This is a genomic window from Streptomyces sp. BK022 (assembly GCF_004217355.1).
GTDB classification, from domain to species: Bacteria; Actinomycetota; Actinomycetes; order Streptomycetales; family Streptomycetaceae; genus Streptomyces; species Streptomyces griseoluteus.
On sequence record NZ_SHKU01000007.1, the window covers coordinates 147,239 to 158,949 of the forward strand.

Here is an 11,711-nt window from a genome sequence, read left to right on the forward strand (position 1 = left end):
TCAGAGAACCGTCGCCCCCGGCACCGGTCCCGCCGCCGTGCGGGTGGTGCGGCAGGTGCCGGAGTCTTCGAGAGTCTGGGCGACCCGGGTCGCGGTGGCCGCGTCCGGGACCAGGAAGGCGGTCGTCGGGCCCGAGCCGGAGACCAGGGTGGCGAGGGCACCTGCCTCGCGGCCGATGGTCAGGGTGGCCGCCAGCTCCGGGTAGAGGGAGAGGGCGGCGGGCTGGAGGTCGTTGGTGAGGGCCGCCGCGAGGGCTTCCGGGTCGCCCTTCGCCAGGGCCGTCAGGAGGGCCGGGTCGGCCTCCGGGGCCGGAATCTCCCGCCCCTCGGTCAGGCGGTCGAACTCGCGGAACACCGCCGGGGTAGACAGACCGCGCTCGGCCATCGCGAACACCCAGTGGAAGGTGCCGCCGACCTCCAGCGGGGCCAGCTTCTCGCCGCGCCCGGTACCGAGCGCCGCCCCGCCGACCAGGCTGAAGGGCACGTCGCTGCCCAGCTCCGCGCAGATGTCGAGCAGCTCGGCACGCGTGGCGCCCGTACCCCACAGCGCGTCGCAGGCGACCAGCGCGCCCGCGCCGTCCGCGCTGCCGCCGGCCATGCCGCCCGCGACCGGGATGTCCTTGGCGATGTGGACGTGGACGGCGGGCTCGACGCCCCGGCGTTCCGCGAGCGCGAGCGCGGCGCGGGCGGCCAGGTTGGTGCGGTCCAGGGGGACCGACGCGGCGTCCGGCCCGGAGCAGGTGATGCGGAGCTCGTCGGCCGGGGTCACGGTGACCTCGTCGTAGAGGCCGACCGCGAGGAAGACGTTGGCCAGGTCGTGGAAGCCGTCGGGGCGGGCGGCGCCCACGCCGAGCTGGACGTTGACCTTGGCGGGGACCCGTACCGTGACGCTCACGCGCCCGCTCCCTTGTGCTCGGCGATCGCCGCGAACTCCTCGACCGTCAGCGCCTCGCCGCGGGCCTGCGGGGAGACCCCGGCGGCGACCAGCGCGGCCTCGGCGGCGGCGGCCGACCCGGCCCAGCCGGCCAGCGCGGCGCGCAGGGTCTTGCGGCGCTGGGCGAAGGCGGCGTCGACCACGGCGAAGACCTCGGCGCGGGTGGCCGACGTCTTGACCGGTTCGGTGCGCCGCACCAGCGAGACCAGGCCGCTGTCCACGTTTGGCGCGGGCCAGAACACGTTCCGCCCGATCGCCCCGGCCCGCTTGACCTCGGCGTACCAGTTGGCCTTGACCGAGGGCACGCCGTACACCTTGGAGCCGGGCGCGGCGGCGAGCCGGTCGGCGACCTCGGACTGGACCATCACCAGGGTGCGCTCGATGCTCGGGAAGGTGGCGAGCATGTGCAGCAGCACGGGGACGGCCACGTTGTAGGGCAGGTTGGCGACGAGCGCGGTCGGCGGCGGGCCGGGCAGTTCCTCGACGAGCATCGCGTCGGAGTGCACCAGCGCGAACCGGTCGGCGCGGTCGGGCATCCGGGCGGCGACGGTCGCGGGCAGCGCGGCGGCCAGCACCTCGTCGATCTCGACGGCGGTGACCCGGTCGGCCGCCTCCAGCAGGGCCAGGGTGAGGGAGCCGAGTCCCGGCCCGACCTCCACCACCACATCGTCGGGGCGCACCCCGGCGGTGCGCACGATGCGGCGGACCGTGTTGGCGTCGATCACGAAGTTCTGGCCGCGCTGCTTGGTCGGCCGTACGCCGAGCACGGCCGCCAGTTCGCGGATGTCGGCGGGACCGAGGAGGGCGTCAGGGGTGGGGCTGCTCACGGGACAAGGGTACGGGGCGGCAGGGGCGCCACCGCCCCGGCTCAGCCGCGCAGCCGCGTCCCGCAGTGCGGCCAGGGCGAGGTGCCGTGCCGCAGGTACAGGGTCTTGGCGCGCCGGGTCTGCTCCTCGGGCGGCGCGTCCTCGGGCCGTCCGCTGCCGCCGAGGCGGTGCCAGGTGGCGGTGTCGAACTGGTAGAGCCCGCCGTAGGTGCCGGAGGGGTCGACGGCGTCCGCCCGGCCGCCGGACTCGCAGACGGCGAGCGCGTGCCAGTTCAGGCCGTCCGCGCCGGAGGCGGTGGCCGGCCGGGCCCGGGTGCCGACCCGGACGAGCTGGCGGCGCGGTTCGCGGACCACCTCGGAGTGCTCGCGGCGGGGGCGCTGCCGGACGCCGTTGACGGTGCGCAGCAGGTAGGTGGTGCGCCGCAGCCCCGGCCGCCCCGCCTGGTCGACGACCTCGGTGCCCTTCGGCAGCGTGGGGTCCTCGGCGCGGCGCACGGCGTACGGGATCTCCTCGTCGCGCGTCTCGCGGGTGCCGGTGATCCGCAGCACGGTGACGGTCTGCCCGTCGCGCGGGAAGGAGGTGCCGGGCACGGAGGTGGTGTCCTCGCCGTGCAGGGTGATCCCGGCCTCGCGCAGCGCCTCGGCGACGGTGGCCGCGTTGGTGCGCAGCGTGCGGGTACGCCCGTCCGCCATGACGGTGACGCTGCGCTCGGTACGCACGTCCAGGGCGAGCCCGGCGCGCCCGATGGGCAGGGAGCGGGAGGCGGACAGGTAGGCGCCCTCGGCCCGCACCCCGAGCTGTCCGAGCGCGCCCTCGACCGTGTCGGCGGTGGTCCACACCACGCGGCGCTCGCCGTCGATGGTGAGCCGGACCGGGCGGCCGTGGCGTACGGCGATCTCGTCGCCGTCGGTGAGCGGGGTGCCGGGGGCGGGCGCGACCACGTCGTGCGGGCCGACCCGGACGCCCTCCTCGGCCAGGAGGCCGGTGACGTCGTCGGCGAAGGTGTGCAGGGTGCGGGGACGGCCGTCGACGGTCAGCTCGACCGCCTTGTCCTCGGCGACGAAGGCGGCCGTGCCGCCGGCCAGGAACGCGACGACCAGTGCCTGGGGCAGCAGCCGGCGCACCGGCGACTCGGGCCGTTCGGCGGCCCGCCGCCGGTGTCCCGCCGGTCTCGCACCCCGCGGTGCCGCGCGGGGCGGGGGTACGGCCTCGTAGGCGGGCCGGTAGGTGTCGCCAGGCACGCCGTAGGGCAGGGTCAGCGCGTCGTGCACCGACGGCACGGCCGGTTCGTCGCCGAGGGTGCCGTGGGGGCCGTACCGCTCGTACTGCTGGGTCACGCCGACACGCTCCAGGGGGCGTTGGCCGATCGGGCTCCCAGAACCTAGCGGAGGCCGCGTCACTCTCCAAAGCGACGCGGCCACTCAGGGTCACGGCTCGAACTGGCGCCTCAGTGAGGTCCCGGCCCGCCTTCCGTACGCCTCAGTACCCGAAGGCGCGCGCGGTGTTGGCGCCGAGGGCGGCGGCGAGGGTGTCCTCGTCGGTGCCTCGTACGGCGGCCATGGCGCGCACGGTGACCGGGATCAGGTAGGGGGCGTTGGGGCGGCCCCGGTAGGGCGCCGGGGTGAGGAAGGGGGCGTCGGTCTCCACCAGGACCAGCTCCGGCGGGGCCACGGCCAGGGCGTCCCGGAGGTTCTGGGCGTTCTTGAAGGTGACGTTGCCGGCGAAGGACATGTAGTAGCCCTCGCGGGCGCAGACCTCGGCCATCTCGGCGTCGCCGGAGTAGCAGTGGAAGACGGTGCGCTCGGGGGCGCCCTCCTCCTTCAGCACGCGCAGCACGTCGGCGTGGGCGTCGCGGTCGTGGATGACCAGGGTCTTGCCGTGCCGCTTGGCGATCTCGATGTGGGCGCGGAAGGAACGCTCCTGGGCCTGTTTGCCCTCGGGGCCGGTGCGGAAGAAGTCGAGGCCGGTCTCGCCGACGCCCTTGACCTGCGGGAGCGCGGCGAGCCGGTCGATCTCGGCGAGCGCCTCGTCCAGCGCGGCGTCCCCGCCCGGCTGGCGGGCGCCCTGCCGGGACCAGCCGTCGGGGTCTCCGTGCACGATGCGCGGGGCCTCGTTCGGGTGCAGGGCGACCGTCGCGTGGACGCGCTCGTGCGCGGCGGCCGTCTCGGCGGCCCAGCGGGAGCCCGCCAGGTCGCAGCCGACCTGCACGACCGTGGTCACGCCGACCGACGCGGCCTTCGCCAGCCCCTCCTCCACGGTGCCGGACTGCATGTCGAGGTGGGTGTGGGAGTCGGCCACCTCGACGCCGAGGGGTGCGGGGAGCGGGGGCGGCGCGTTCTTGTCACCGGCGTTCGAAGGCATGCCCCGATCCTACGGAAGGGGCGCGCTAACTCGCCCGGCGCTGGAAGGGATGCAGCAGGTCGGAGAGGTGCCAGTGGTGAGACTCCGGCCCCGCCACGGGCTCCGGGGCCGGGGCCGGGGCAGGGGCAGGGCGGCGCACGGAGGCCACCTGTCCGGCGCGCATGATCCGTACGACGCGCCCGTCGCAGTTCTCGCACACCGGCCGGCTCAGCGGGGAGGGCACGACGGCGCCCTCGGCCACGTACCGGACGCACTCATGGCCCTCGGTGTCGGTGTGGTGCTCTATCGCGTACGACTGCTCCCAGCCGTGCCCGCAGCGCATGCAGGCGAACGCGTACGACTCGTGAACGGCGGCGATCTGCCCGGCGACCTCACTCATGCCCAGCTCCTGCGGTCCACTGGCGCCCCCGGTACGGAGGCGGGGGGCGGTTCCCGCCCCTTCGACCAGTGGACGCCCGCCCTGCCCCGAAAGCACGCGACCTGTCGACTGTTGGACGCCCCTTGGACGTTCCTTGCCGAACCGCTCCGCCGGGCCCTGATTCCCTTTGCCCGCCCGCACCCGCCGTTTGCCCGGCCATGGGGCGCACCCCGGCAGACGCGCTGCGCGAAGGGCGCGGGGCCCGCTCAGCCCGCCGAGCGCTTCGACGCCACCACCGCGTCGAAGACGACCCGCTTGGGGAGGCCCGCCTCGGCGGCGACCGCCGCGATCGCCTCCTTGCGGCGTTCGCCGGCGTCCTCGCGGATGCGCACGCGGCGGACCAGTTCCCCGGCGTCGAGTTCCTCGGGGCCGGAGTCGGGGGCACCCTCGACCACGACGGTGATCTCGCCGCGTACGCCCTCCGCGGCCCAGGCGGCCAGGTCGGCGAGGGGGCCGCGCTTGACCTCCTCGTACGTCTTGGTCAGCTCGCGGCAGACGGCGGCCCGGCGGTCGGCGCCGAAGACCTCGGCCATCGCGGCGAGGGTGTCGTCCAGGCGGTGCGGGGCCTCGAAGTAGACGAGGGTGCGCCGCTCCTCGGCGACCTCGCGCAGCCGGGACAGCCGCTCGCCGCCCTTGCGCGGCAGGAACCCCTCGAAGCAGAACCGGTCCACCGGCAGCCCGGACAGCGCGAGCGCGGTGAGCACGGCGGACGGCCCCGGCACGGCGGTGACCTTGATGTCGTGCTCGACGGCGGCCGCGACCAGCCGGTAGCCGGGGTCGGAGACCGACGGCATCCCCGCGTCCGTGACGAGGAGCACGCGGGCGCCCCCGCGCAGCTCCTCCACCAGCTCGGGGGTGCGCGCGGACTCGTTGCCCTCGAAGTACGAGACCACCCGGCCGCCCGGCGCCACCCCGAGGGCCTGGGTGAGGCGGCGCAGCCGCCGGGTGTCCTCGGCGGCGATCACGTCGGCCTCCGCCAGCTCCTTGGACAGCCGGGGCGGGGCGTCCGCGACGTCGCCGATGGGGGTACCTGCGAGGACAAGGGTTCCAGTCACGGGACCATCCTCCCAGGGGTGCCGGGCGGTACGGAAAACGATCGCGTCCCAATCGGTACCGCGCTTGCGCGGGACTCACACGGCACGTTTCCCTACCATGGCGCGGTGACCAGTACCGCGTCCTCCACGGACCTCCGGCAGGGCCAGGCGCCGCCCGACGACGAGCGGCCCTCCTGGCAGCGGCGGCTGCGCCGATTCGGCTATGTACCTCCCGCGGGCGCCCCCGCGGCCGACGTGCGGGACCGGCTCGTGCCGCCCTACGCGCAGCCCTCGCCGAGGGTGTGGCAGGTGCTGGGCTGCCCGCCGCACCTGGCGGACCGGATCACCCGCTGGTCGGGCTGGGGCGGGCCGCTGCTGGTGACGCTGTTCGCGGGCCTGCTGCGGTTCTGGCACCTGGGCAGCCCGCGCGCGGTGATATTCGACGAGACGTACTACGCCAAGGACGCCTGGGCGCTCGTCCACCGGGGCTTCGAGGTCAACTGGGACAAGAACGCCAACGACGCGGTCCTCGCCACCCACGGCCACCTCGCCGTCCCCACGGACGCCGCGTACGTGGTGCACCCGCCGGTCGGCAAGTACGTGATCGGCCTGGGCGAGCTGGTCTTCGGGTTCGACCCGTTCGGCTGGCGGTTCATGACCGCGCTGCTCGGCACGCTGAGCGTGCTGCTGCTGTGCCGGATCGGCCGCCGGATGTTCCGCTCGACCTTCCTCGGCTGCCTGGCGGGCGGGCTGATGGCGGTGGACGGCCTGCACTTCGTGATGAGCCGGACCGCGCTGCTGGACGGCGTGCTGATGTTCTTCGTGGTCGCCGCCTTCGGCTGCCTGGTGGTGGACCGGGACCGGGCGCGGGAGAAGATCGCCGCCGCGCTCCCGGTCGGCCCCGACGGCGTCGCCCGTCCGGACGCCCGTGTCGCGGACACCTTCCGCTTCGGGTGGCGCCCCTGGCGCTGGGGCGCGGGCGTGATGCTGGGCCTGGCCTTCGGCACCAAGTGGAACGGCCTGTACATCCTCGCCGCGTTCTGCCTGATGGCGGTGTTGTGGGACGTGGGCGCCCGCAAGGTCGCCGGTGCCCAGCACCCGTACGAGGCGGTGCTGAAGTACGACACCGGCTTCGCCTTCCTGGCGACGGTGCCGGTGGCGATCGCGGTGTACGCGGCCTCCTGGACCGGCTGGATCCTCTCCCCCACCGACGGCACCGGCGGCTACTTCCGCAACTGGGCCGCGACGGATGGCCGGGGCGGCTCCTGGACCTTCCTGCCGGACTGGCTGCGCAGCCTGTGGCACTACGAGCACGAGGTCTACAACTTCCACGTCCACCTGTCGTCCCCGCACACCTACCAGTCCAACCCGTGGAGCTGGATCGTGCTGGGCCGCCCGGTCTCGTTCTTCTACGAGTCCCCCGGCCCCGGCTCCGCCGGCTGCCCGATCGACACCACCGACAAGTGCGCCCGCGAGGTCCTCGCCCTCGGCACCCCGATGCTCTGGTGGGCGGGCTGTGCGGCGGTCCTCTACGTCCTGTGGCGCTGGGCCTTCCGCCGCGACTGGCGCGCCGGCGCCATCGCCTGCGGCATCGCCGCCGGATACCTCCCCTGGTTCATGTACCAGGAACGCACGATCTTCCTCTTCTACGCGGTCGTCTTCGTCCCCTTCCTCTGCCTCGCGGTCGCCATGCTGGTCGGCGCGATCATCGGCCCCCCGCAGTCCACCGACACCCGCCGAGTGATCGGCGCCACCGCCGCCGGCGTCCTGGTCCTCCTGATCACCTGGAACTTCATCTACTTCTGGCCGCTGTACACGGGCGAGGCGATCCCGATCGGGTCCTGGCGGGGCCGGATGTGGCTGGACACCTGGGTGTAGGCGGGAACACGCCAGGTTTCGCCACCCCCGCAGGGGCGCTGCCTGGGGGTTCTCGAAGCGCCAGGGGAACGCGCCAGTCGAACGCCACCGGGCCCGCCACCGGCATATGGGGGCGAACCCCCACAGGGGCCGGGAGCGGGGGCGGTTGAGCGGGTGGGGGCGGGTGGGGTTTTCTCGTCTCCGGAGGCCCCGGGGGGAGAGCCTTCGTCACGGTCCCCGTATGCGTGGGGCCCGGCTCCGGTCACGCACCCCGGAGCCGGGCGGACGGGCGGGGACGGGGCGGGTCCGGGCGTACGCACGTCGTCCGGGCCCGCCCCTCGCGCGTACCCCGTTCAACGTCTCCGTTCGGACAAGTATCGGAAACGGCCGCCCCAACTGCCTGTGGAGCACATACAGTTCCGTGCGCACCCGCTTTTGAACGCGTTCAGGAATCCGGTGCGGCAACGGGGACACCACGGGGAGGACGGCTTCATGGGCACGTCGAAGGGCAACGGAGTCAGAGTCGCGGTCATCAGCGGGGTGTGCGCCGCGATGCTGGGCGGGGCCGGGTACGGCATGTACAACATCGCCTCGGCGCTGAACAGCACCGCCACCGGCGGCGCCAAGGCCTTACCGACCGGGCCGCCCAGCGGCGAGGAGGTCGAGCAGACCACCGCGAAGTTCTTCGCCGCCTGGGAGCAGGGCCGGCCGGAGCAGGCCGCGAGCCTCACCAACTTCCCCGAGGAGGCCGAGTCGCTGCTGACCGCGTACGGCTCGGACGCGCACATCACCGGCGTGCGCGTCACCCCCGGCAAGGCGACCGGCCAGACGGTGCCGTTCCGGGTGCGGGCGACGGTGTCGTACGGGAAGGAGACCCGGCCGCTGGCGTACGCGAGCCGGCTGACCGTGGTGCGCGGGGTCAACTCGCACCGTCCGCTGGTCGACTGGGACCCCGCGCTGGTGCACCCGAAGCTGGCCAAGGGCGACTCGCTGACCGTGGAGGAGTCCGCCACCCCGCAGATCGACGCCGTGGACCGCGACGGCCAGGTGCTGACCAAGGAGAAGTACCCCTCCCTCGGCCCGGTCCTGGACGAGCTGCGCAAGCGGTACGGCGCCAGGTCGGGCGGCCGGGCCGGGGTCGAGCTGGTGGTCCGGCACGAGGGCAGCGGCGCGGCCGACACCACGCTGATGACCCTGGTCAAGGGCAAGCCGGGCAAGCTGCGCACCACCCTCAGCGCGCGCGTCCAGGCGGCGGCCGAGGCGGCCGTGAGCGACTACACCAACTCCTCGGTGGCGGCCGTACAGCCCAGCACCGGCGAGATCCTGGCCTTCGCCAACCACCGCGACGACGGCTTCAACGCGGCCTTCCTCGGCGAGCTGGCCCCCGGCTCCACCATGAAGATCATCAGCGCCGCGACCCTCATCGACTCCGGCCTGACCACGGCGAACGGCCCCGCCCCCTGCCCGCCGTCCGCCGTCTCGCAGAGCCAGACCTTCTCCAACCTCAAGAACCTCCCGCCGAACGAGAACGCCACCCTCTCCGAGAGCTTCGCCCGCTCCTGCAACACGGCGTTCGTGAAGTTCGCGGACTCGGTGAGGCCGGACTCGCTGGCCACGGAGGCCGCGCAGCGGTTCGGCATCGGGCGGAACGACTGGAAGGTGGGCGTGCCCTCCTTCGACGGCCGGGTGCCGGCGCCGGACGGCCCCGACAAGGCGGCAGGGCTGATCGGGCAGGGCCAGGTCCAGATGAGCCCGCTGAACATGGCCTCGGTGACGGCGACCGCGAAGACCGGCACCTTCCGGCAGCCGGTGATCGTGCCGCTGGGCCTGGACGGCCGCCGGGCCGCCACCGCGCGGGGGCTCGCGCCGGGTACGTCGCGGCAGTTGCGGGAGATGATGAACCGCACCGCGCGCAGTGGCACCGCGGCAGGCGTGATGGCCGGGCTGAGCGGAGATGTGGGCGCGAAGACCGGTTCGGCGGAGGTCGACGGGCAGTCGCGGTCCAACAGTTGGTTCACCGGCTACCGGGACGACATCGCGGCGGCCGCGATGACGGAGGACGGCGGGCACGGCATCGACGCTGCCGGTCCTATTGTCGCAAGAGTGCTACGGAGTGTGGGCTGAGATCAGCCGAGTCCGCGAGGACTCTAGGCTGTTGAGGTCGTTGGGGACGTGTGAGGGCTGCGGGGACCCCGGGGAGAGCGCGGAGGACTTGGGACTGTGGGCAAGAGAAGGCGTGCCGCCGAACGGCCGAAGCGGAAACCCGCCGTACTGGGCGGCATGATCGCCGTCGTCGTCGGCGGCGCCGGGTTCGGCCTGTACGCGCTGTACGGCGGCGGGGCGTCCGCCGACGAGGCGTCCACGCTGTCCGACCACAAGAACGTGAAGACCGGGCCGCCCAGCGCGTTGGAGATAAAGACCGTCACCTCCCGCTTCCTGACCGCCTGGCAGCAGGGCCGTGTCCCCGAGGCGGCCGCTGCGACCGACGACGCCAAGGCCGCCACCGCGCTGCTCACCGGCTACACCAAGGACGCCCGGCTGAAGGACGTCACCCTCACTCCGGGCAGGGCGACCGGCGCGAAGGTGCCGTTCTCCGTCAAGGCGACCGTCGCGTACCAGGGCGTCAGCAAGCCCCTGGCGTACACGAGTTCGCTCACCGTGGTGCGGCGGGCGAGCGACGGCGCGGCCCTGGTCGGCTGGCAGCCCGCGGTGGTGCACCCGGAGCTGAAGGACGGCGACACCCTGATGACCGGCGCGTCCGGCACCCCGCCGGTCAAGGCGCTGGACCGCACCGGCGGCGAGCTGACCGTGACCGCGTACCCCTCGCTGGGCTCGGTGCTGGACGGGCTGCGGGAGAAGTACGGCAAGACGGCCGGCGGCAAGGCGGGCGTGGAACTGCGCGTGGTGCGCGGCAAGGCGTCGGAGAAGGCCGGGCTGTCGGACAAGACCCTGGTGGAGCTGAGCGAGGGCACGCCGGGCACGGTGAAGACCACGCTGGACCCGAGGTTCCAGGCGGCGGCCGAGCAGCAGGTGGCCAAGCGGGAGAAGGCGTCGGTGGTGGCGCTGCGCGCCTCGACCGGTGAGGTCCTCGCGGTCGCCAACAGCGGCCACGGCTTCAACATCGCCTTCCAGGGCTCGCTGGCCCCCGGCTCCACCATGAAGGTGATCACCTCCTCGCTGCTGATCGAGAAGGGCCTGGCGGAGGCGGACAAGAAGCACCCCTGCCCGAAGACCTTCACCTTCGGCGGCTGGAAGTTCCACAACGACGACGACTTCGAGATCAAGAACGGCACCTTCAAGGCGAGCTTCGCCCGCTCCTGCAACACCGCCTTCATCAGCCAGGCGAAGAAGCTGAAGAACGACGACCTGACCAAGCAGGCGCAGCAGGTCTTCGGCCTCTCCATGAACAACTGGTCGGTCGGTGTGCCCACGCTGGACGGCTCGGTGCCGGTGCAGTCCGCGGCGCAGATGGCGGCCTCGCTGATCGGGCAGGGCGGGGTGCGGATGAACCCGCTGAACATGGCCTCGGTGGCGGCGACCGTGAAGACCGGCACCTTCCACCAGCCGTACCTGGTCGCCCCGTCGGTGGACCACCGCACGCCGGCGACGGCGTCCCGCACGATGTCGGCGAAGACGCTGGGCCAGCTCCGCGAGCTGATGAACTTCACGGCCGCGTACGGCACGGCGGCCGAGGCGATGTCCGGGCTGGGTCCGGACTACGGCGCCAAGACCGGCTCGGCCGAGGTCGACAACCAGAAGAAGCCCAACGGCTGGTTCACCGCCTACCGGGGCGACCTCGCCTCGGCCGGCGTGGTGCAGGCGGGCGGCCACGGCGGCGACACGGCCGGCCCGATCGTCGCCACCCTGCTCAAGCTCGGCGGCTGATCAGTTCCGTACGGGCTCGGCCGTGTAGGTGCGCAGCAGGAACCGGGTCAGCGACTTCACGTCGAACTGGACCACGTCCACCCCTTCCGGGGAGTGGAACTCCAGGACCGCCTGCACCCGCCCGCACGGCCAGACCCGTACGTCCCCGCTCTCGGCGGGGGCCCGCAGGCCGTCCTCCAGCAGGGACCGGGAGAAGGTCCACTCGGCGGGGCCGGGCAGCCCGACATGGACGGAGAGGGGATCGGCGTCGGGGTCGTAGCGGAGCACCACGCGTACGGCGTCGGGGTCGTCCTCCGCGTCGGTGACGATGTGGGCGCGTGTGTACTGCTCGATTACGGACATCGGATCGCCCTCTCACGTTCAGTGACCGCCACGAAGGCCGCACAACCACTCGGT

Annotated in this window: 10 protein-coding genes; 3 read left to right on the forward strand and 7 right to left on the reverse strand. The window is 73.5% G+C overall.

Translation table 11 applies throughout. The annotated features are described in order from the left end of the window. The 6 genes from EV284_RS27210 to rsmI form a co-directional block, all read right to left on the reverse strand. The gene (locus EV284_RS27210; RefSeq protein ID WP_130338697.1) at positions 1–894 is read right to left on the reverse strand and encodes a 4-(cytidine 5'-diphospho)-2-C-methyl-D-erythritol kinase; all 894 of its coding nucleotides are present in this window, start codon (positions 892–894) and stop codon (positions 1–3) included. Then, a complete protein-coding gene (gene rsmA, locus EV284_RS27215; RefSeq protein WP_130338699.1) occupies positions 891–1,760 on the reverse strand; it encodes a 16S rRNA (adenine(1518)-N(6)/adenine(1519)-N(6))-dimethyltransferase RsmA in 870 nt (289 codons plus the stop codon). The genes EV284_RS27210 and rsmA overlap by 4 nt, the downstream gene beginning before the upstream one ends. A gap of 41 nt (positions 1,761–1,801) precedes the next feature. Next, positions 1,802–3,040, reverse strand: coding sequence for a resuscitation-promoting factor (locus tag EV284_RS27220; RefSeq protein ID WP_242625862.1), 1,239 nt, complete (start codon positions 3,038–3,040; stop codon positions 1,802–1,804). A gap of 199 nt (positions 3,041–3,239) precedes the next feature. Then, entirely contained in the window at positions 3,240–4,121 is an 882-nt protein-coding gene (locus EV284_RS27225; RefSeq protein ID WP_130338703.1) for a TatD family hydrolase, read from the reverse strand. Positions 4,122–4,146: 25 nt separating this feature from the next. Continuing rightward, positions 4,147–4,500: a hypothetical protein gene (locus EV284_RS27230; RefSeq protein WP_130338705.1), complete on the reverse strand. Its 354-nt coding sequence runs from the start codon at positions 4,498–4,500 to the stop codon at positions 4,147–4,149. Positions 4,501–4,745: 245 nt separating this feature from the next. Beyond that, positions 4,746–5,594: a 16S rRNA (cytidine(1402)-2'-O)-methyltransferase gene (gene rsmI, locus EV284_RS27235; protein ID WP_130338707.1), complete on the reverse strand. Its 849-nt coding sequence runs from the start codon at positions 5,592–5,594 to the stop codon at positions 4,746–4,748. A gap of 105 nt (positions 5,595–5,699) precedes the next feature. On the opposite strand from rsmI, the gene EV284_RS27240 reads away from it, so the two are divergent. From EV284_RS27240 to EV284_RS27250, 3 genes are all read left to right on the forward strand, one after another. Then, positions 5,700–7,451, forward strand: coding sequence for a phospholipid carrier-dependent glycosyltransferase (locus EV284_RS27240; protein WP_130338709.1), 1,752 nt, complete (start codon positions 5,700–5,702; stop codon positions 7,449–7,451). 471 nt (positions 7,452–7,922) lie between these two features. Further along, the gene (locus tag EV284_RS27245; RefSeq protein WP_130338711.1) at positions 7,923–9,554 is read left to right on the forward strand and encodes a penicillin-binding transpeptidase domain-containing protein; all 1,632 of its coding nucleotides are present in this window, start codon (positions 7,923–7,925) and stop codon (positions 9,552–9,554) included. A 96-nt stretch (positions 9,555–9,650) separates the two neighbouring features. After that, complete coding sequence (locus EV284_RS27250) at positions 9,651–11,315, forward strand: penicillin-binding transpeptidase domain-containing protein (protein WP_130338713.1); 1,665 nt, start codon at positions 9,651–9,653, stop codon at positions 11,313–11,315. Here EV284_RS27250 and EV284_RS27255 read toward each other — a convergent pair whose 3' ends face one another. Then, positions 11,316–11,657 carry an SsgA family sporulation/cell division regulator gene (locus EV284_RS27255; protein WP_130338715.1) on the reverse strand — a complete coding sequence of 114 codons (342 nt, stop codon included), beginning with the start codon at positions 11,655–11,657 and terminating at the stop codon, positions 11,316–11,318. Between the last annotated feature and the right edge of the window lie 54 nt (positions 11,658–11,711).